This is a genomic window from Enterococcus sp. DIV2384 (genome assembly GCF_050534975.1).
GTDB classification, from domain to species: Bacteria; Bacillota; Bacilli; order Lactobacillales; family Enterococcaceae; genus Enterococcus; species Enterococcus faecalis.
Map to the genome: position 1 here is coordinate 796,245 of NZ_CP172905.1, position 19,911 is coordinate 816,155.

The following is a 19,911-nucleotide window of genomic DNA, read 5'->3' on the forward strand; positions in this document are numbered from 1 at the left end:
TTTTCTGGTAAAATAGGCATAGCAAATAGGCCTATTTTAGGTTTGTTTTTATAGTTGTGTCATCTCAAACTTTGGACAGGGAGAGATGGCGCTTTTTTTATTGCAATAATTCACGTTTTTTTATTTCAAATTCTTGTTCTGTAATAATGCCATCATCTAATAAGGCTTTAAATTTTCTTATCTCGTCTGCAGAAGATAATACAGTGTTATCTTTATTGTTTGAAATAGTTTTTAGTATTTGATCCAGTTTTGCAATTAATTCGTTGTATCTATCCATTAAACTTTTACCAATCATAGAATCAGTTTTTGTTTCAGTTGTAATTAACATATATTTTACTGTCTGATTATTAGGAAGATGTAACATAACTCCTAATTGCTTAATGGAAGTAAATTCTTTTCCACCTGTTCCAGCACCAACTAAAGCCCCAATAGGGCCAGCTAAAACGCCGCCAACTACTGCACGAGTTATCCCGTGATGTTTTTTTATATTACCACCGACAAAAATGTCTGTGTAATTAATCAAATCATCATAGTTGATAACTTGTTGTTTTCTTGATTCAGAAATACTTTTTGGGATAAATATTTTTCTGTCTGAATCATTAAAATAAATGCCGCCTATTACAATATCATGATTATTTTTAAAATATTCTTTTATTTGCTTTTCTTCGGCTTTCTTTACCTTTTTTTCTTCTTTATTTCCAAATAAAAACATACTATATTCCCCCTTATTTCACTCGCAGGTACATATTAGGATAATATGTGGTATTTCCGTTGTTTAGTTCCTCTAGCTGTTCTACCGATAAACCATGACGTTCTGCAAATTGTTTTCCCGTTTCCCCATCTCGCAACTGATCATAAACTTCTTGTTCTTGATTATTTTCAGATTGAATTTGTGACTCTTGGCCGTTAGCTACAACCGGTTGCTCATCCTGATCTTGTGTAGGGACGGAGGGTTGTTGACCTTGATTATTTCTTTCTATTAATTGTTCCATCGTAATATTGCCAAGATAACTATAGATCTGTCCGCCAGCAGTTAAAGTGCCATCTGCATTTTTCACTAATGTTCTTGCAGTGTTATTCAAAATATATGACATTGTTTGATTACCATTCGCATCAACAGAAAAACTCAAATTTTGGAGCGGAACATTTGGTTGATTAGTGCTAGTCAGTGTTCCGTCAGCATTTATAAAAAATAGATTATCGCTTTGAGGAATACCCCAACCCCCGACAAAATCACCTAAGCTCACTTGTGTTTGCGTTTCATCCTCAACAAATGAAGTGGAAACGCTAGATGTTTCAACTGTTGAACTTGATTCTTTCTCTTTAGTTTTACTAGATGAAACGATTGTAGTAGATGTAACAGTTGTGGATGATTCTTTTGTTTTTACTTCTTTTTTCGTTTCGGAAGAACACCCGGCCAACATTATTAAAGACAAACCTAACAAAATCATCTTTTTCATTTGCAATCTTTCCTTTCGTTTTCACAAGCTCATTTTTACATAGTTTATTAATTTTGATGGATCATAATTATATCTAAATTGATTTATTGCTGTTCTAGCTAAACTTTGATTTAACAAAATAAATTTTGTTAAGAAATCGTATAATCTAACATAAAGTGCAGCTGCACTCATTTCAAACTCATCACAAATTTGATAAAAAGACATTCGCTTTCTAAAACATTCTTTTAGAGCTTCGTTATTAATCAAAGCAAGTGATGCAAAAATATTAGCTCGCAATTCTTTTGGTGCATCTTCATCACTATATCCTTTTCCTGACAACAAGTCTGAAAAACTTTGAGACTTACAATCCTTATTCATATCAAAAAAATAATGTGCAGATTCATGAAGTATTGAAAAATTTTGTCTTCCTTTAACCATTGTTGAATTATAGGATATTCCACACTGATCATGTAATCTGATTATATTACCAGAAAATATTTTTCTTGAAACTTCTCCAAATTTATAAGGAATAATATCAACATTTTCTACGTCAATCATGTAATCTCTGTAGTGTTTCCATCGTAATTCTTTTAGTTCTATTCCGTAATAATTTGCTACCTTTTCTATGATAATATATGCCTGGTCATGATATTCAAAATAAGTATCGTAGTCTAAATTCATAAGCTTTCATCCAATCATTTGTTTTTAAGTCTTGACTTCATAAATTCTAAATACTCTTTCAGCTCTTCTCTAAGTTGATTTTTTTCTGATTCTGTCAAATCTTCGGTATTTACGCGGAAGAATGTTGCGATTTCATCTTCTTCTATATTATCAGGGTTTGGATTTTCAGTACGACCTAATAAATAATCTACAGAAACATTGAAATAATTGGCTACAGCTTCAAGTTTATCCGAAGACGGTGTTCGCTTATTCCATTGATAAATAGTATTTCGTCCAATATTTATTTCTTCTTCAAGCTGATAAATAGATAAATCTCTATCTTTTGCTAGTTTTTTTATACGTTCCAAAAGGTTCATATCAAAGCATTCTCCTTCTAGTTACGTGTTATTTACAAAAAAAGTTAGTAAAATCGTTTGACATTTACAATATTTGTTAGTAATATAATCACGTAAGCTAATTTATTAGCTAATAAGTTCTCAAATAAAACCTATAAACAAAACTTAAAAATCGTTGGGGAACGGTAAAAGTATTGATTTACAAGGCTTTTAAAGTCTTATTTAGCTATGGGTATATTTTACAATATGTGTTAGAAAGTGTCAACGTATTTTACTAAATTAGCTAATTTTTTAGCTTACAAATTAAAAATAAAAGGAAGTGAACAATAAATATGTCACAAGATTTAGCAATTGACGTAAGAGCAGCTCTAATTCGTGCAGGAAAAAACCAATCTTGGTTAGCGAAACAACTAGGGATTTCAAGCCCATACTTATCAGATATCCTTCATGGTCGCAGACGTTCAGAAGAACAAGTTCAAAAAATCAAAAAAATCTTAAATATAAAGTGAGGTGTTTAGTTATATGTCTCAAGCACAATACTTAGAAGCTAAAATTCCAGTACCTTCAGATTACGTTATTATCTCTAAAATTGAATATGAAGAATTAAAAAAAGCTGATGAGACAGGAAACTGGATGACGTTAAAAGAGGTATTAGATAGGGTAAATCGTGGATATGAATGGTTTACGAGTAATGTATTGAAAAATCCCAGATATAGAAAAATATTAGATGTAGATAAAAATAAAGATGGTTTTGTTTATTATCCAGGGGACGGTCGCGATACTTATCTTTTTCAGAGAAGAAAAATGCTTGAATTTTTAGATGAAAATTTTGCAGATATTTTAAAGAAAGGAAGTAATTAAAAATGAACAATTTAGTAATTATGAAAGATCAACAAGCAGTAACAAGTAGTTTACAAGTTGCTGAAACTTTCGGAAAAGAACACAGAGCTGTTTTAAAAGCAATTGATGATTTGAAAGAGGGGCTTGCACAAAAATATGCAGACCTATTTTGTGAAGACACTTATATTCATCCGCAAAACAAACAGGCTTACCGTGTTGTTTATATGAATCGAGATGGATTTACGCTAGCAGTATTAGGTTTTAATAACTCTCAAAAAGTGTTGGAATTCAAACTGAAATATATTGAGGCTTTTAATCAAATGGAAAAAGAAATTCAACAGCCTAAATTACCAACCTCAAAGCGAGAATTAGCTTTACTAGCTTTATCAGCAAATGAAGAAACAAATGAGCGTGTAGATGTAATTGAAAAAGAAGTAGCCGACTTAAAAGACAATCAAAAAATCGGTGCAGATGATTATGGCTACTTATCACGTCGAGTTCATCAACGAGTAGCAGAAGTTGCAAGAGGATTTGGGAAAATCACAAAGGAACAGCGTGGCAAGCTTTACAAAGATATTAATTCAGGTATTAAGCAAATCACAGGGGTGGGTACTCGATCACAATTAAGAGAAAAACATTATCCAATCGTAATTGAATATATTAACGACTGGGAGCCGTCCACAGCCACAAAAACAGTTGTAAGACAAATGAGTTTTGACTTAAACGATATTGCTTAGGGAGAATATTATGGCTTATACAACTGAACAAGAAAGTTGGATACTCAACCAAATCAAAAAAGAGCGTAAACAGCTACAAGACGATAGAGCAGCGCTTAGACAATCAGAACAACTGACCGAAGGAAAAGCTTATCAAATTGAAAGAGAACTTGAATTTTTAAGATATTTAGAAATTCAAAATAGAATCCATGTATAAGGAGAATCCTGTGGAAATAATTAAATATAAAGGTAAAGAATTAAAAGTTGTAGATACGACAGGCAACTATAGAAATACTCTTGTAGTAATTTTTAGGGGCCAACATCGTTTGTACCACAAGAAATCTAAATCAATTATCGGCGGAGATAACAAATTAAATGAAGCAAAATTGAATCAGGGATTTCGAGGATCAGTATTAAGTACGATTTAGGAGGAATGAAAATGAATAAAAGAGGGTTAGCGGCAATTGCCAAACATCCTAGGGTTCGAATGAGACGAGTCCAAGCAATTGCGTATGTAAGTCTGATAGGTAACGTCGTATTTTTAATTTGTATTTTTGCAATGGCTATTGCAGGTAGATAGAAAAGGGGAATATGAAATACTAAACAAAATATTCAAAGAACAAAAGAAAACAAATAAATAGCTCCAAACTATTCCGAGTAGCATGGAGCGGAAGAATATTAATTTAAATCATTATGGCAACATCAATAAACTATCAGAGTAAATAGATAAAACTATTCCAAATATCAGAAACCATATGTAGTATCAACAACAATTGTTTTCGGGTCGATTCCTAATCTAATGGATTCGATGATATCAATTACAGAAGCTTTATAGTAGTACGTTTTACTGGATGATACTACTTCATGTTCACTTGTTTTAATTAAAAAGTAGTACTTACCATCACTAGATTTTTTTATAACAAAATACATGAGCATCCCTCCAAGCTTAGTAAATAAATTATACCAGAGAAAGGAATAAAAAGAATGACCAGAATAGAAAAACTAGAGCAAACGAAAAAACTTGCTGATTTATGGTACCAGCAACAAAAGGGGCGGATATATATTGCTCAACAAAAAAAGAAAAGAGGTATTTGAATGCCAAAATTATATGATTTTAAAAAAGCTAAAGAGCTAATTGATGTCGAAGTGGATAATGCAGATGTTGATAAAGTATTTTTAGGAACTCTACCAGATTACTTTTGGACTGCCGAAACTGTTTGGGAAAAAGGCAAATATATTATTGACTTGGGAAAAGTAAAGACTATTGCTGGAATTCCAGGAAGTGATTGGGATACTCCAATTATCAATATTTATTATTCAGATGGAAAAGAGAAGAAATTCGAATGTTTCAAAGAGGTAACAAGCGATGAATTTGCAGATTTTTGTCGGAAGTTATAAAAAATGCCCAATCGTCTGCCAACGATTAAGGCACATACAAAAATTATACAAGAAAAATTATATCACAGAAACGAGGTCTTGTGAATGAATCGTAGTGAAGCAGATGCGCTAGATCAATTTTTAACAGAGCCGTTAGAAGAATTACAGAAAATCGAACCAGAATGGGAATATGACGAGGAGGAAGATAGCCGTGGCAACACTTTATGAACTTAGCAACGATTATTTAAAAGTTTTGTCATTAGCTGAAGAGCTTGATGATGGAACATTAAAAGATACGTTAGATAGTATTAGCGATTCAATCGATTTAAAAGTAGAAAACACAGCAAAAGTAGTTAAAGAACTTGAAAGCAACATATCTATTGTTGAAAAAGAAATCAAACGGCTACAGTCACGAAAAACAACGCTTTGTAACAATGTAAAGAACCTAAAAGGATATCTGCAAGATGAAATGGAAAAGGTCGGCAAAACGAAAATCAAGGGCGAATTATTCAATGTAGGAATTCAAAACAATCCAGTTTCTGTGAATATTATAGACGAAAAATTAATTCCTATTAGCTTTTTAATTCCTCAACCTCCCAAAGTTGATAAAACAGCTTTGAAAGAAGAACTGAAACATGGGGAAATCAAAGGTGCAGAATTAGTTCAAACTAAGAGTTTGAGAATTAGATAGGAGGTTTCAATATGGAAATAAAAAAGGCTAAACGCGAAAAAATAAAAGTTCCTATCATGATAACTGGCGCAAGTGGTAGTGGAAAAACAGTAAGTGCGTTGTTTATTGCTAAAGGAATTATTGAAAAAATGCATTCAGACTTATCAGAACAAGAACAATGGGAAAAAATAGGTGTCATTGACACTGAGCACAAACGATCGTTGTTATATGCTGATTCAACTATTGGGAATGTCGACATAGGGGAATTTTTGCATATTGATTTTGAAGCACCATTTACTGTACAGCGATATATACAGGCTTTTAATTTATTCAAACAAGCTGGGGTTGAGGTGGTGATAGTCGATTCTCTAACACATGCTTGGAGTGGTGAAGGTGGCATTTTAGAACAAGTAGAAAACCATCAGAGAGGCAACTCTAAAAATCAAATGTTGGCTTGGAATAAAGTAAAACCATTAGAGAAAGAATTTCTTAAGTTAGTAACAGGAAATTCAATGTATGTGATTGGAACGTCTAGAAGTAAGCAAGCCTACGACATGGAAAAAAATGAACAAGGTAAAACACAAGTAGTAAAACTAGGGTTGAAACCTGATCAAAAAGATAGTTTGGAATATGAATTTGCTATCGCTTTACGTATTGATCAGGACCACATAGCGGAAGCTACCAAAGATAACTCAAATATGTTTAATATGCCTTTTAAAATAACAAAAGAAGTAGGCGGAAAAATATATGAATGGAGTAGCGAAGGAATAGATTTAGAAAAATTAAAAGATGAATTAATTAGTAGTATTACAGAACTTGCTACACAATCTGAAAATCATGAAAATATGTTTAAAGAGTTGCACAGCAAGATTAACAACGTACCTTTAAAAAACGTAAAAACTAAAGTTCTTGAGCGTATGAAAGAAATGCTAGAAAAGATTGAAGTTCCTAGTGTAGAACAACAAAGTGAAAACGAACTCGATGAAGAACAAACAGAATTATTTGACGACGCAAATCCTCCTATTGCAAATGATTTTGAAAAGAAGTGATTGAATGATTGGAAAAATCATAAAACACAAAGGGAATATGTTGGCCATCGAATTTGAGGATGAAATAAATTCAAATTTTCTCGAACTTCTGGCTAATAACGATGATAATTTAGCGAAAGTTGAATTCTTAGATAATCGACAGATATCTCAAAAACAGAATGCACTTTCTCACGTTCTAATAGCCGATGTGGCACGTTGGAGCTATGACGAACCTAAATGGATTGAAAGTGTCTTGAAATACTACTACGAGGCTAAGAGTGGTGTTTATTTTGAACATAGTAGAGCTACCAGGAATGAAGCGAATGAGTGGATCGGTTTCTTGATTGAGTTCATTTTGAAAAACGATATACCACTTGAAAAAAGATACCAATACTTGCTTGAAAATAACAAATGGTTTTATTACTGCTTGAAATATCGTAAGTGCTGTATTTGCGGTAAGCATGCTGACGTTTGCCATATTGAAGTTGTTGGTATGGGGCGTAATCGTAAAAAGATTAATCATGAGACATTCACATTTTATGCAGGATGTCGTCAGCACCATCAAGAGGAGCACCAAATAGGTACTAAGAACTTTTTGAATAAGTATCAAATTAAACCAGTGAAATTGAATACGGATGAACGTAAAAAATTAAACATAGGGGGATAACAAATGGAGAGAGCGTTTAAAGGTATTTGGATCCCTAAAAACGTTTGGCTTGATGATGAATTAAGCTGGATAGAAAAATTTTTGATAGTTGAGATTGATAGTTTAGACAATGAAAATGGCTGTTTTGCTAGCAATGAATACTTTTCAAATTTCTTTGGTCTTAGTAAAGATAGGGTTTCTAAACTTATATCTGGATTAAAAGAAAAAGGCTACATTGACGTAAGCTATCAGTACAAATCAGGGACAAAATCAATAGAGAGACGTGTAGTTAAAATTACCGATAGGTATAGGCGAAAACAACTAGAGGGTATAGTTGAAAATAACTATAGGGGTATAGGCGAAAACGCCAAAGATAATAATACATTACTTAATAATACAGAGAATAATACAAAGAATAAAAAGAATAGTGTTGAGCCGAGCTCAACTATGCCTGAATTATTTGAAAAAATTTGGAAAACTTATCCAAAGAAAACCAACAAGAAAAAAGCTAGAGAACAATTTTTAAAGAAGTTCAAGACGGAAGAAGATTTAGAGCCGTTTAAAAAAGGATATAAGGACTATCTTGCGTATATTAAATTAAACGATTGGTATCACCCGCAAGAATTGTTTCGTTGGATACGTGATGATCGTTACAACGATGAATATGATCTGTCTCAAACAAATAAACAGCCTGCGTATTCTAAGGCGCCAGTGAGACTAGAGCAGTTACCAAATTGGACTGGAATGCAAGAAGATGTGCCTTTATCAGCTGAAGAATTAGCTGAATTAGAACGACAAAAACAAGAATTATTAGGAGAGTGACAATATGATAAACCAAGTTGTGTTAGTTGGACGTTTAACGAAAGATATAGATTTACGCTACACCGCAAGTGGTTCTGCAGTTGGAAGCTTTACTCTTGCTGTGAACCGTAATTTTACAAACCAAAACGGCGAACGAGAAGCGGATTTTATCAACTGTGTAATTTGGCGTAAGCCTGCTGAAACAATGGCTAATTATGCTCGCAAAGGAACATTATTAGGAGTTGTTGGAAGAATTCAAACTCGTAATTATGACAACCAACAAGGCCAACGTGTCTATGTGACTGAAGTTGTTTGCGAAAGTTTCCAATTATTAGAGTCAAAAAGTACCAATGAAAATAGAAATAGCATCCAGACGTCACAGAATGACGGTACAAGCGTTCAAAATAATTTCGAGAGTAATTATGCCACAAATCAAAATAAAGGCTTAAATCAGCAAAATAACAGCCAACAAATGTCGTTTGGTGGAGATGTGGATCCGTTCGCAGATGCAGGTAATTCAATCGACATTAGCGATGATGATCTGCCGTTCTAGGAGGTTAAAGAAATGAACAGTGTAATTTTTGAAGATATAGCACGTATTCAAGCTGAAAAAAAGCAAAAGCGAAAAGAAATGCTCAAGCTAATGAATGAGAATCCGGACTGGTATAAACATCCCAAAAGCATGGTCTATCGTCAAATTAAAATGCTTGGTAAGGATATTGGTGAGCAAACAATGGATAAATCTAAACCAATCAACTCAATTGATAAAGATAAGTTTACCATTCAAGAATATTTGTATTTGCAGTGGATTGGTTATTCAGTGAATGCAATCATAGAAGCGTTAGGAATGCCTAGAAACAAATTTTGGGAATATAAAGCTGAACATTTAAATTAGATTTATGAAATGAAAGCGAGTGTTCATTTTGCTGGAGATTTATTACACGCCAACATCCGCTATTATTGCGGATGCATTGGCTAAAACATATGAGGTCGTTTCTTTAGAAACAGCTAGAAATATTGCCAAAAAATTTAAAGCTAGCTTGAAGCAGAAAACGGACCTTTATGTAATTGAAAGTATTTTGATTGATGCTGGTTATAAAAAAGAGCCAGTGAATTTGTAAGAAAGGAGTGGAGGTTTGGTCGACCACAAAGAATTCTTTACTCCTTTGAAAATTATGGAAATTACAGCGAAAAGTTATTTTTCTGGTGCGGGCGGAATGGATTTAGGTATGTTGCAAGCTGGTATAAACGTTGTTGAATCTTTTGAAATAGATAAAAAATGTTGTGCAACTTTAAGAAAAAATTTTAATCACAAAGTAAATGAATGCGATATATCAAAAATTACAGTTTTAGACCAGCAAGATGCAGATGTGTACGTAGGTACGTTTCCTTGTACAAAATATTCAAGCATTGCTGACATCAGTGGTACTAGAATCGGAGATGATTTATTTTTACATTTTTTTAGGCATGTTGCATTGGCACAGCCAGAAATATATGTTGTAGAGAACGTACCAGGGATGAAAAAATTTCAAGTAGTAATGGAATGTCTGACAAAACTTCCCAATTACTATATTCGTGTTGAATGCCCCGTGAATGCTAATTTTTGGCTTCCGCAAGAGCGGAAAAGGTTAATTGTTATAGGTAGCAAGCGACCTTTTCCTAAATTGGACTATCCAGGGCAAATAACAAACTTGAGACTAAAAGATATTTTAGAAAAAAATCCTGACGTATCAATTCCCGGATATGGTAATAGTAGATTAAATGGAAAATATAGAGATAAACCCATAATTACTAGCTTAGACGGAATAGCGCCAACAGCGGTGGCGCACTATGCCAAAGATAAAAGTACCCGTTTAGTTAATGATGGATTAAGAATAAGACCATACTCTTTACTTGAATGGCAGAGACTTCAAGGATTTCCTGACTGGTTCTCTTTTGAAGGGACCGATAATGATGGGATGAGAATGGTTGGAAATGCCGTAGCCGTACCAATGGCGGAATGGATTGGAAAACATATAGTAGAATACTTTAATTAATAGAAAGGAGTGGAGATTTGCGGCCGCATTAAAAAGCTTTTTGCTCCTTTAACATTATGAAAAGAATATTGAATTATCCAGGAAGCAAATGGCGTATGTCTGATTTGATAATTAGTCAGATGCCTAAGCATAAAGCATATTTAGAACCATTCATGGGTAGTCTGGCTGTTTTTCTAAACAAACCAAGAGTAACTCTTGAAACAATAAATGATATCGACGCACGATTAGTCAACTTATTCAGAGTGATGAGAGATGATCCTGAAAAGCTTCAGTATCTCATTTATCACACGCTGTACTCACGCGAAGAATTTATAAGGTCAAACGAAATAGCTGTTGATCCAGTTGAAGACGCTAGACGAATGGCCGTCCGTTTATGGTTTAGCGTTGGTGGTAAAACTGTCACAATGCCTGGATTTAGAAAAAATATAAGTTGGAATGGGCCATATACCGCTTATGAATGGACGGATATGTATAGCAGAATCGGCTATGCAGCCGCTAGATTGAAAAATGCTCAAATTGAATGTAAAGATGGGATTCAATTGATTAAAGAACATAATGATCCAGACACTTTGATTTATTGTGATCCTCCCTATATCGCATCAAGCTTGGTCAGTGATCATTATGAGAACGGATTTACCAACCATCAACATGAAGAATTATTGACTACTTTAATAAATCATCAGGGGAAAGTGATTTTATCAGGGTATGACAGCGAATTATATAATTCTGTATTGAAAAATTGGAATGTTATCAAGCAACAAACAAAAGTAGGCATTACGACAAAGAAAAAGTCTAATCGTACTGAAGTGTTATGGCTAAATTATGAACCGAATGAACAAATAAATTTATTTTAAAAAAGAAGAAAGGAAAAAAATATGTCATATCCAAATTTTCAGAAAGAAAGTTCTACGTGTGCTAATTGTGGTAACGCATTGTTTAATGATGGAGAATTTACTAATCAATCATATTTAACAATTAGAGACAATTTTATGATAGTTAATTTTTTCCAGTTTGAAGATGGAACAGACAATATGTTTTGTGATGCAAATTGTCTTGCTAGTTTTCTTTCAGCGGAAGAAGTGGAAATATTAGAAAGTGAGTGAAGAAGATGATTCCAAAGTTTAGAGCGTGGGATACCTACGAGAAAGAAATGCTAGAAAATGTTACACCTTTGTTTGATGACTCGAATAGCATGATGGCCATAATTACGGATTTTCAGATTAAAGGCAGTCCTGGTACGTCTGAAATAGAGATAGGAAGTTATGATACAACTTTTAATTGGGATGAATTTCCTTATGTCATCATGCAATCAACAGGGTTGAAAGACAAGAACGGCGTTGAAATTTTTGAGGGGGATATTGGCTGGGATGACCATCAAGAAGTGCACGGACAAGTAATTTTTGAAAATGGTGCATTTAAATACGAGTGGGAAAATATATCTGAGGATTTATTTGAAGCTACCGACGATATTGAGATTGTTGGGAATATCTATGAGAATAGTGAGTTATTGGAGGGAACAGAATGAGTAGATTAAGCAAAATAAACGATTTGGCATTTGATCTTGTGCATGAATATATGGAACCAGGCAAACAATTTTCTTATGGAAAACAGATATATGATTTATCTGATGAACCAGAACTCAACGAAAATCAGCAGGTTGTGCTTGATTGGTTGAAAGAAAAATATACAGTCACAAATATTGAACCTATAGAATTATTTTGGAGACTGAGAGTTAATTCTATAAAACCAGACTATCGTGGTAGAACTGTCTATAGATGTTACAGATATATGTCAAAAATTGGGCAATTACAAGTCTTACAAGCATTTAGCCAGTGGGCCTTGGAACAGGAGGAAGCGGAATGAGATATTCAAGTGTTAAGCGTTTGTATGAAGTCTTTAATTTTGAAAATAGAACTTTTAGAGATTTTTGCTGGCACTTATATGAAAACAGAGTTATTACAATTTCTGAATGTGCAAAATTTATCAGATTGGAGGAAGCAAATGGGTAAGAAAGAATTGATTGAGAAATGGGAAAGTAAGGAAGGTGTTCCGTCATATGAAATAAGCGACTTTCCAGTTAATCCATCTTTAAATGAAATGTATATTGCAGGTTATGGCGTTGCACGAAAAGAAATCCTAGACGATTTAAAACAACTAGACGAACCGAAAAAAGTCGTGATACCACAAGTTGTGGCTGACTGGATTAAATATGCTAAAAGACAAGGCTATGGATTTATGCAGTCGTATGATCCAATATATATGTCTTATCCAATTAACGATGGCCTTGATAAATGGATAGATGATAATGAAGAGACGTTTGCTCATGCTTGGCTTGACGGCTACGAAGTCGAGAAAGAGCCGCTTTATTATGTGAAGTTGCCAGAAATTGGATATATGAGATTTGGTTATAGATATTTTTATTCAGAAGATGTGGAAGAAGCAAAAAAATATACTGAACAAGAAATCAAAGCAGTTGACGAGCGATATTGGCCGTTTGCTGTGAAGGCAGAAGGTGAATAAATGGAATATAAAACTAGATATAGCAGCATTGTTCCGAAAGGACAAATAGGTGAGTGCATCGACAAAGTAGATGGTGAAATATTAGCTTTATTAATCAAGTTTGGTAACGGTGAAGTATTTTGGTTTATGAAAAGAGATTTAATTGAAGTGGAGGATAAGTAATGCTAAGTTATCCAGAATTATATATACTGGGCCGTCAAGTAGACGGCGTTTATGTTGAGTACCTGCATGGATCAGAGCAAGCCGATTTATTTTTCGATTATACGATAGCTTGTGATGAAAGAAATCATATGAATCAAACCAATACAAAAGATGGCGAATGGAAAATTTTAAAGTATGGCAGACCAATCACGATTGAGGTTCAGAAATGAAATCGCTAAGTGAAAAAGCAGAAGATTTTTTACAAGATAAGTACAGAAAAACATACTCATACGCATTGAAAAAAATTGGTTACGATATCAGAAACGCAATTCATCAACAAAAAGAATTAATTGAGCCTAGATACATGGATACGCTAGAAATAGAAACATATACAGCAGAATTAATCGCAACAATGGACTATCTGCATGATAGACAACTTAAATTAATTTTAGGAGATGATGATTAGTTGCGGACGTCAACATTTAACTATATCAAAGATATTTTAGGAGACTATTATAAAACCGATGACTATATTCGGCAACGAGAGTTAGAACTACGACATCCATATAAAGAAACGGATATCAATGGCGATATTCAAGGCAAAGGGACTAATTCGGCTACGACTGAACGGTTAGCTATTACTATCGCTACAGATCGTCGATTGTGGAATTTGGAAAGGAACCGCAATATTATCCAAAGTTGCCTAGCAGAATCGGATGAACAGACGCAGGTAATCATTGAAGAGCTTTACTTAAAAAACAGACCAACACTCACTTTATTAGGGGTAGCCCAACAGTTATTTATCAGTAAAAACACTGCCTATCGATTAAGAAATGCTTTTTTTGAAAGAGTCGCAGAAGAATTAGGATTGTAATGGGAATTTGTTGGGAATTTTAACTGTAGTCAATATGGTAAATTAGTAGTGTGAGAAGTGTAAGGAAATCAAAAATAAATATTATCTCGTTGCTAACACTGATCACACTATCACTCGCAAACTGATACGTTCTCTTAGAGGGGAGGTGAAGAGCCTTCTCTTTTTTTCTACATGTTTGCGAGTGCTGCTATTATAAAAACTAAACCTTTGGTATACTTAAATAAAAAATTATCAGGGGTGCTTTAGATGGAATGGTGGCAACTATGGGTTCCTTTTGGTGGAACTATAGCGGGAATTTTTGCAAATGTATATATTAATTATAGACAGACAAAGAAAAATGAAGAACTTCAAAAGGAAATAACTCAAAAACAAATTGATGCCAATTTAAAAGCAAGGGCAAGGATAGAATGGATAAGTGGCGTAAGAGATAAAACATCAGAACTTGTTTCTTTGCTGCTTTCGTTACAAAAGGAAAAAACTGTTTTCTATGAGCAATGGTTGGAAATTGAAAAGGTATCTGAGCTATTAAAATTATATTTTAATTCAAAAATGAATAAAAAAGTTAATTCAGAAATATACATTGAACAAAATAAAATAATTATTTCTGAGACTGCTACATCTATAGTTTTAAAAGAAAATAACAATATTAATAAACACGCATATATAAAAAAATACATTGAGTGTTTAGTTGAATTGTATAAAGATGACAACTATAAAAATATTTCAAATAAAATAAGATTTTATCATGACTCAATAAATAAATTGTATGAAGATAATTTTGAATATTGGATGTCACATGAGCAATCAGAATTAGAGAAAATTAAGAACACACCACCAGAAAAATTAGAAGGTGAAGATTATGATTATGCGGCTGCAGAGAATAACATTGAGCATTATCAAAAAAAAATAAAAGATATAGAAGTTAGTTTAACAAACTATCATAAGGCTATTGAATTTTTTACAACAGTTATATCCTTATATTTAAAAATAGAATGGGATAAAGCCAAAGAAGGCCAGTAACAGTATTGTAAATTACTCAATTTAATTAGGCATTTATAAGGTAGTTGAAAGCAGTTAAGCTAATATATGGTACTGTAAATTAAAATAAAGTTTGCTGAGATACTTTTTTTTCGATTTGTCATACGCTATACTTAAATTCATAACGTTGATTTTAATAACAAATTTATGAACGGAGATGTCGATATGTCAAGAGCTTTTGAAGATGAACAAGATAAACAAGCTAGAATGGAAGCAGCAAGAAAGTATTATAATGGTGAAAAAAAATGTGATAACTGTGGACATTTATTTTACCCAAATGAAAATGATCCTGAACAATTTGTATGCAATAAGTGTATTAAACATGCAATGGACCGAGATTGAGTATTATACTTGGAAAGACTGCTTATTTGAATAGTAGTCTTTTTTTATACATAAAATTATACTGGAGGTGAGGTCATGGCAAAGTACACAGAGTGGATTTCTGAAGAAGGATTAATAAAAATAGGTGGATGGGCTAAAGACGGCCTCACCGATGAACAGATAGCACAAAATATTGGAATAAGTCGTTCTACGTTAAATGAATGGAAAAAACGATTTCCGGACATTAAGGACACCATAAAAAGAGGTAAAGAAGTTGTAGATCGCCAAGTGGAAAATGCACTGTTTAAAAGTGCGGTGGGTTACGAATACACCGAAATTACTAAAGAGTTAACTGACTCAGGCATGAAAGTAACTAAACGAGTAACAAAGCAAATGGCTCCTAACCCGACATCTGCTATTTTCTGGTTGAAAAATAGAAAACCAGATGAGTGGAGAGATAAGAAAGAAACTCAAGTTTCTGGTGAAATGTCTGTTAACAATCCTTTTGCTGGTCTGTCTGAGGAAGAATTAAGAAAGTTAGCTGAAGGCGATGGATAAAATCGTTTTAGGCGCGAAGTTAGAATTATCTCGTCGTTATTTTTGGGACTATTGTAAATTAACTGCATCTGACTTTTATAAGCAAGACAGAGAGTACTTAAAAGAGTTATGCGATGATCTGCAAGAATTCATTTACGATAGCGATGATGACGTTCTAGTTATCAACGAACCGCCAAGACATGGGAAATCCAGAACTGCTAGTAAATTCGTAGAATGGTTGTTAGGGAATGACACTCGAAAAAAAATAATGACGGGATCATATAACGAAACGCTATCTACAACATTTTCTAAAAGCGTAAGGAATACTATTCAAGAAATAAAAGCGGATGAAAACAGAGTTGTATTTTCAGATGTATTCCCTGGTGTAGAGATAAAGTCTGGTGATGGGGCCATGAACTTATGGAGTTTGACCGGCGGATATAACAATTATCTAGCAACGTCACCAACTGGCACAGCTACAGGGTTTGGTGCAGACATTATTATCATTGATGATTTAATTAAAAACGCTGAAGAAGCAAATAACGCTATGGTATTAGAGAAACACTGGGAGTGGTTTGTTAATACGATGCTATCTCGTTTAGAAACAGGCGGCAAAATCATCATCATTATGACCAGATGGAATTCTAATGATTTAGCAGGTAAAGCATTAAAAGAATTGCCGCAATCAGGCTATAAAGTAAAACATATTAGCATGAAAGCATATGATGAAGAAACAGATACAATGCTTTGTGAGTCTGTGCTTTCCAAGGAAGAATATTTCCGCAAAAAGAAAACAATGGGTGCTGACATCGCTTCAGCTAACTACCAACAAGAACCAATCGATTTAAAAGGACGGCTGTATCAAAAGTTTTCAACTTATGAAACACGTTCCAATTATATCAAGATTTGGAATTATACAGATACGGCAGATAAAGGGGCTGACAACTTGTGTTCAATTGTTTTTGGTGAGACAGAAGACCATAGAGCAGAAGTATTGGATGTTCTATTTACAAAAGAACCAATGGAACAAACGGAAACAGCGCATGCAGAACAAATTAAAAATAATCAGGTGAACCATGCCCGCATTGAGTCTAACTCTGGTGGGCGTGGTTTTTCTCGTAATTCAGAAAGAATCGTTAAAGAGCGAGGATATCGTGGAGCTTATTACGAGCCATTTCATCAATCGGCAAACAAACAATCACGTATTCTTTCTAATGCAGCACTTGTTGAAAATAACGTGTTTTTCCCTTCTGACTGGAAAATAAGATGGCCAGATTTTTATGAAGCTATGACGACCTACCAAAGAGAGGGAAAAAATAAACATGATGATGCACCAGATGCAGTTACAGGAATTGTAGAAACGTTAGCAAATGATAATAAAGTTCAATTTATCCAATTTTAGGAGGTGGAATGATTGTTTCAAAGTGATTTAACATTGAGTCGATATAAAAGATTACGAACGAAATATTCTACGCAAATAAACGAAGAGCTGTTTGATCCAAATGACTTTATAACAGAGATGAAGCCATTTTTTGATGACAGAGAGCGTAAATACAAAGCTTATACAAGTGAAGAAAATGAGATTGATAGCAGACCTAAACCAAACACAAAAATTATAAAAGTGAATAATAAACTTCACGCTGGCTTATACAACACCATTGTTGATCAAGCAGCTGATCATTTCACAGGTATCCCAGTTAAATGGGATTATGATATTACTGAACAACGGAAGTCCTTAATTCAAAAAACAAAGGATTTATTTTTAGGTAACGTCAGCGCAAAGATAAAAACACCTAAAGAATTCGATAGACTAGCAGAATTAGTTAAAGAAATGCGATTCGCAATGTTGGATTCGGACACGGCACGATATCAAGGCGCTTGTGGGGTTGCTTTTCGTTTGTTAGAACCCGTTGAAACTGCGGGAGAGTGGCAATTGTGGGCATGCAATGTTGAGCCATGGAGAGCCGAAAAATATGAAAATGCAGATATTTTCATTCGAGAGAAATATGACACACACCAAAAGAAATTTTTCGAAGAAATGAAAGTTGTTACTAAGAAAAAAATCTTAACGTATAACAGATACGTGGAAACGAATTTAATGAATGCGGCTGAAACATTTAAATTGACAGCAGAAACTGATAACCCTTTAGAAACGTTCTACCTATCAGAATTTAAAAACAACACGAACCGTTATTGTGATTTTGAAGTAGCAGAGGAACTTTCTGATGCATTTGATAGAAGCCTGTCAGACCAACAAAACGAGGTAGAGCAATTTAAATTAGCGTATATGATGATTAGCGGGTCTCGTTTAGGTGAAGAAGAAGCACAGAGGATGATGGAACAGCTAGGTGTCATTAATTTGCCAGATCCACAAGCAAAGGTTGGCTATGTAACGAAAGATATTAACAAAGATTTCAACGAGTATCATCTTAATCAGCTGAAAAAGCTTTACTACACAGTCACTAAGTCAATCGACTTCAACGATGAAGTATTTAAATCCAATAGCTCTGGTGAAGCTCGCAAGTGGCAAATAATAGCACTAGAAGCCAAAACAAACACGAAAGAACAGTACTTTAAAGAAGGATTAAAAGAAGTTGCAGAGACGATGGCGGCTTTTATAAAATTTAACGATAAATTAGAAGTAGATGTTTCTAAAATTGTGTTTACGTTTAGTCGTAGTTTACCAACCGATATTGGATATCTTGCTGAGGCGTTACCTAAATTAGCACCTTATGTATCAAAACGTACTATCATTAATCAAATTCCATTCGTTAAAGATCCGGATTACGAGGCGGACATGATGAACTTAGAACAAGGGCAAAACTATCCAAGCGGGGAATACGGCAAGCTAGGCGGTGCGGATAATGACGAAGAAGAAAACAACGGCTAGTGAACGTTATTGGGAAAAACGCCGAGAATTAGAAGACAAAGCACGTTTGAAACTAGAGAAGAAAACTCTTAGTGAGCTTGAATCAGTTTTTGAACGTGCTTTAGTTAAAATACAACGACAGCTATTGTCACAAGCGGATTTACACGACATCACACAAAGCGAAATGCTAGAAGATTTTAGCAAACGAGACCAAGAAAAGTACCGCAAGTACATTGAGAAAAACTATGAAAAGTTGATGGAGTCTGACGAAGCTTATAAGCAATTCATAGATGAGTATTTTCCATCTTACGACTATGCCAAGGTCAATCGCCTATTGCAATTACGAGCAGACATTTTTTCTACTCTTGCAGGTGAAGCGATATCTAGTGATGTCAACGGTAAATTTAATAACGACTTAGAAAATATTGCAAAACGAATCTATAATTCTAATTCTAATGCGTTGATGCAATTATTAGGCGGCTCTGCTCCTGGTTTATCAAAAAAAGAGATGGAAAACATTCTGAATTATCCGTGGAGCGGAAAAACATTTTCATCTCGTTTATGGGGCAATATATCAACCCTAGAGCAACGTTTGAGCAATTCTATTATTAATTCGTTGGCAAGCGGCGAAGGTGTTTTAGAAGCTCTTAAAACGATGAAAAACGATAGTGTTATTAGCGACATGTTTAAGTTGGAACAAGGAAAGTTTAATCGATCGATTGAAAATCTTGTTAGAACGGAATATTCACATTTTGCTGTAGAGGGTGTAAGAAAATCGCTAAAGGATATAAGTGTTAAGCAAACACAAAGCTGGTCAGCAGAAGATGAGCGTGTTTGCTCTATTTGTGGTGGACGTCACGGAAAAGAGATTAAAGACGATTGGCATCCACCGTATCATGGACGTTGTCGTTGTACTGAAATACCAATTATCCCTGAAATTAGTGATGATATAGATAAATTGTATGAAGAAATGTTCGGTGATTTATTGGATGAATTCGCTAATAATAATTGGGGAATAAAATTAAATAGGAGAGGAGGATAG

34 protein-coding genes are annotated in these 19,911 nt (G+C 34.0%); 29 read left to right on the forward strand and 5 right to left on the reverse strand.

Annotated features, from left to right (window positions below; all coding sequences use genetic code 11):
• Window positions 1-97 precede the first annotated feature (97 nt).
• Genes IGK54_RS03865 through IGK54_RS03880 form a run of 4 tightly spaced genes read right to left on the reverse strand, consistent with a single transcriptional unit; the run spans window position 98 to window position 2,476 of the window.
• Window positions 98-712, reverse strand: coding sequence for an SHOCT domain-containing protein (locus IGK54_RS03865; RefSeq protein WP_252709833.1), 615 nt, complete (start codon window positions 710-712; stop codon window positions 98-100).
• A 13-nt stretch (window positions 713-725) separates the two neighbouring features.
• A complete protein-coding gene (locus IGK54_RS03870) occupies window positions 726-1,460 on the reverse strand; it encodes a DUF4950 domain-containing protein (protein ID WP_368023836.1) in 735 nt (244 codons plus the stop codon).
• A gap of 21 nt (window positions 1,461-1,481) precedes the next feature.
• Window positions 1,482-2,120 carry an ImmA/IrrE family metallo-endopeptidase gene (locus IGK54_RS03875; RefSeq protein WP_010716880.1) on the reverse strand — a complete coding sequence of 213 codons (639 nt, stop codon included), beginning with the start codon at window positions 2,118-2,120 and terminating at the stop codon, window positions 1,482-1,484.
• Between the two features lie 14 nt (window positions 2,121-2,134).
• Entirely contained in the window at window positions 2,135-2,476 is a 342-nt protein-coding gene (locus IGK54_RS03880) for a helix-turn-helix domain-containing protein (RefSeq protein ID WP_174125400.1), read from the reverse strand.
• A gap of 311 nt (window positions 2,477-2,787) precedes the next feature.
• On the opposite strand from IGK54_RS03880, the gene IGK54_RS03885 reads away from it, so the two are divergent.
• From IGK54_RS03885 to IGK54_RS03905, 5 genes are read left to right on the forward strand one after another with little or no spacing between them, the layout of a single operon-like run.
• Window positions 2,788-2,964, forward strand: coding sequence for a helix-turn-helix domain-containing protein (locus tag IGK54_RS03885; RefSeq protein ID WP_002364354.1), 177 nt, complete (start codon window positions 2,788-2,790; stop codon window positions 2,962-2,964).
• A gap of 13 nt (window positions 2,965-2,977) precedes the next feature.
• The gene (locus IGK54_RS03890; RefSeq protein WP_252709831.1) at window positions 2,978-3,316 is read left to right on the forward strand and encodes a DUF771 domain-containing protein; all 339 of its coding nucleotides are present in this window, start codon (window positions 2,978-2,980) and stop codon (window positions 3,314-3,316) included.
• A 2-nt stretch (window positions 3,317-3,318) separates the two neighbouring features.
• The gene (locus tag IGK54_RS03895; protein ID WP_252709830.1) at window positions 3,319-4,032 is read left to right on the forward strand and encodes a Rha family transcriptional regulator; all 714 of its coding nucleotides are present in this window, start codon (window positions 3,319-3,321) and stop codon (window positions 4,030-4,032) included.
• Window positions 4,033-4,042: 10 nt separating this feature from the next.
• Entirely contained in the window at window positions 4,043-4,228 is a 186-nt protein-coding gene (locus IGK54_RS03900) for a hypothetical protein (RefSeq protein ID WP_033598023.1), read from the forward strand.
• Window positions 4,229-4,238: 10 nt separating this feature from the next.
• A complete protein-coding gene (locus tag IGK54_RS03905; RefSeq protein WP_239407776.1) occupies window positions 4,239-4,439 on the forward strand; it encodes a hypothetical protein in 201 nt (66 codons plus the stop codon).
• A gap of 316 nt (window positions 4,440-4,755) precedes the next feature.
• Here IGK54_RS03905 and IGK54_RS03910 read toward each other — a convergent pair whose 3' ends face one another.
• Window positions 4,756-4,947 carry a YegP family protein gene (locus tag IGK54_RS03910; RefSeq protein ID WP_002404543.1) on the reverse strand — a complete coding sequence of 64 codons (192 nt, stop codon included), beginning with the start codon at window positions 4,945-4,947 and terminating at the stop codon, window positions 4,756-4,758.
• A 159-nt stretch (window positions 4,948-5,106) separates the two neighbouring features.
• On the opposite strand from IGK54_RS03910, the gene IGK54_RS03915 reads away from it, so the two are divergent.
• From IGK54_RS03915 to IGK54_RS04030, 24 genes are all read left to right on the forward strand, one after another.
• Window positions 5,107-5,409: a hypothetical protein gene (locus IGK54_RS03915; RefSeq protein WP_430603217.1), complete on the forward strand. Its 303-nt coding sequence runs from the start codon at window positions 5,107-5,109 to the stop codon at window positions 5,407-5,409.
• 84 nt (window positions 5,410-5,493) lie between these two features.
• Complete coding sequence (locus tag IGK54_RS03920) at window positions 5,494-5,616, forward strand: hypothetical protein (protein WP_002364322.1); 123 nt, start codon at window positions 5,494-5,496, stop codon at window positions 5,614-5,616.
• Window positions 5,600-6,079 (forward strand): siphovirus Gp157 family protein, encoded by a 480-nt coding sequence (locus IGK54_RS03925; RefSeq protein WP_430603219.1) that lies wholly within the window; start codon window positions 5,600-5,602, stop codon window positions 6,077-6,079. Before IGK54_RS03920 ends, IGK54_RS03925 begins: the two co-directional genes overlap by 17 nt.
• An 11-nt stretch (window positions 6,080-6,090) precedes the next feature.
• Complete coding sequence (locus IGK54_RS03930) at window positions 6,091-7,107, forward strand: AAA family ATPase (RefSeq protein WP_095714955.1); 1,017 nt, start codon at window positions 6,091-6,093, stop codon at window positions 7,105-7,107.
• A 4-nt stretch (window positions 7,108-7,111) separates the two neighbouring features.
• Window positions 7,112-7,753: a putative HNHc nuclease gene (locus IGK54_RS03935; RefSeq protein WP_095714954.1), complete on the forward strand. Its 642-nt coding sequence runs from the start codon at window positions 7,112-7,114 to the stop codon at window positions 7,751-7,753.
• 3 nt (window positions 7,754-7,756) lie between these two features.
• The gene (locus tag IGK54_RS03940) at window positions 7,757-8,554 is read left to right on the forward strand and encodes a helix-turn-helix domain-containing protein (protein ID WP_430603222.1); all 798 of its coding nucleotides are present in this window, start codon (window positions 7,757-7,759) and stop codon (window positions 8,552-8,554) included.
• Between the two features lie 4 nt (window positions 8,555-8,558).
• Complete coding sequence (gene ssb / locus IGK54_RS03945; RefSeq protein ID WP_430394868.1) at window positions 8,559-9,086, forward strand: single-stranded DNA-binding protein; 528 nt, start codon at window positions 8,559-8,561, stop codon at window positions 9,084-9,086.
• A gap of 12 nt (window positions 9,087-9,098) precedes the next feature.
• A complete protein-coding gene (locus IGK54_RS03950; protein ID WP_002381635.1) occupies window positions 9,099-9,428 on the forward strand; it encodes a hypothetical protein in 330 nt (109 codons plus the stop codon).
• Between the two features lie 19 nt (window positions 9,429-9,447).
• Entirely contained in the window at window positions 9,448-9,654 is a 207-nt protein-coding gene (locus IGK54_RS03955) for a hypothetical protein (protein WP_002395813.1), read from the forward strand.
• A gap of 54 nt (window positions 9,655-9,708) precedes the next feature.
• On the forward strand, window positions 9,709-10,569 hold the full coding sequence (locus IGK54_RS03960; protein ID WP_430603225.1) for a DNA cytosine methyltransferase: 861 nt from the start codon (window positions 9,709-9,711) through the stop codon (window positions 10,567-10,569).
• Window positions 10,570-10,637: 68 nt separating this feature from the next.
• Window positions 10,638-11,423: a DNA adenine methylase gene (locus tag IGK54_RS03965; RefSeq protein WP_430603226.1), complete on the forward strand. Its 786-nt coding sequence runs from the start codon at window positions 10,638-10,640 to the stop codon at window positions 11,421-11,423.
• A 254-nt stretch (window positions 11,424-11,677) separates the two neighbouring features.
• On the forward strand, window positions 11,678-12,094 hold the full coding sequence (locus IGK54_RS03970; protein WP_025189984.1) for a YopX family protein: 417 nt from the start codon (window positions 11,678-11,680) through the stop codon (window positions 12,092-12,094).
• A gap of 50 nt (window positions 12,095-12,144) precedes the next feature.
• A complete protein-coding gene (locus IGK54_RS03975; RefSeq protein WP_430603351.1) occupies window positions 12,145-12,432 on the forward strand; it encodes a hypothetical protein in 288 nt (95 codons plus the stop codon).
• A gap of 138 nt (window positions 12,433-12,570) precedes the next feature.
• The gene (locus IGK54_RS03980; protein ID WP_430603353.1) at window positions 12,571-13,089 is read left to right on the forward strand and encodes a DUF1642 domain-containing protein; all 519 of its coding nucleotides are present in this window, start codon (window positions 12,571-12,573) and stop codon (window positions 13,087-13,089) included.
• Entirely contained in the window at window positions 13,090-13,251 is a 162-nt protein-coding gene (locus IGK54_RS03985) for a hypothetical protein (RefSeq protein ID WP_202255443.1), read from the forward strand.
• Window positions 13,251-13,460 (forward strand): hypothetical protein, encoded by a 210-nt coding sequence (locus IGK54_RS03990; protein WP_430603229.1) that lies wholly within the window; start codon window positions 13,251-13,253, stop codon window positions 13,458-13,460. Before IGK54_RS03985 ends, IGK54_RS03990 begins: the two co-directional genes overlap by 1 nt.
• Window positions 13,457-13,696 (forward strand): hypothetical protein, encoded by a 240-nt coding sequence (locus IGK54_RS03995; RefSeq protein ID WP_202518405.1) that lies wholly within the window; start codon window positions 13,457-13,459, stop codon window positions 13,694-13,696. Before IGK54_RS03990 ends, IGK54_RS03995 begins: the two co-directional genes overlap by 4 nt.
• Window positions 13,697-14,104 carry a transcriptional regulator gene (locus IGK54_RS04000; RefSeq protein WP_002364505.1) on the forward strand — a complete coding sequence of 136 codons (408 nt, stop codon included), beginning with the start codon at window positions 13,697-13,699 and terminating at the stop codon, window positions 14,102-14,104.
• 246 nt (window positions 14,105-14,350) lie between these two features.
• Window positions 14,351-15,124 (forward strand): hypothetical protein, encoded by a 774-nt coding sequence (locus IGK54_RS04005; RefSeq protein WP_430603231.1) that lies wholly within the window; start codon window positions 14,351-14,353, stop codon window positions 15,122-15,124.
• Window positions 15,125-15,289: 165 nt separating this feature from the next.
• Window positions 15,290-15,484, forward strand: a complete 195-nt coding sequence (locus tag IGK54_RS04010; protein WP_430603233.1) for a hypothetical protein — start codon at window positions 15,290-15,292, stop codon at window positions 15,482-15,484.
• A 75-nt stretch (window positions 15,485-15,559) separates the two neighbouring features.
• A complete protein-coding gene (locus tag IGK54_RS04015) occupies window positions 15,560-16,021 on the forward strand; it encodes a helix-turn-helix domain-containing protein (protein WP_174098281.1) in 462 nt (153 codons plus the stop codon).
• Window positions 16,014-17,402, forward strand: a complete 1,389-nt coding sequence (gene terL, locus IGK54_RS04020) for a phage terminase large subunit (RefSeq protein WP_430603235.1) — start codon at window positions 16,014-16,016, stop codon at window positions 17,400-17,402. Before IGK54_RS04015 ends, terL begins: the two co-directional genes overlap by 8 nt.
• 12 nt (window positions 17,403-17,414) lie before the next feature.
• On the forward strand, window positions 17,415-18,890 hold the full coding sequence (locus IGK54_RS04025; RefSeq protein WP_368023823.1) for a phage portal protein: 1,476 nt from the start codon (window positions 17,415-17,417) through the stop codon (window positions 18,888-18,890).
• A complete protein-coding gene (locus tag IGK54_RS04030; RefSeq protein ID WP_368023822.1) occupies window positions 18,865-19,911 on the forward strand; it encodes a phage head morphogenesis protein in 1,047 nt (348 codons plus the stop codon). The genes IGK54_RS04025 and IGK54_RS04030 overlap by 26 nt, the downstream gene beginning before the upstream one ends.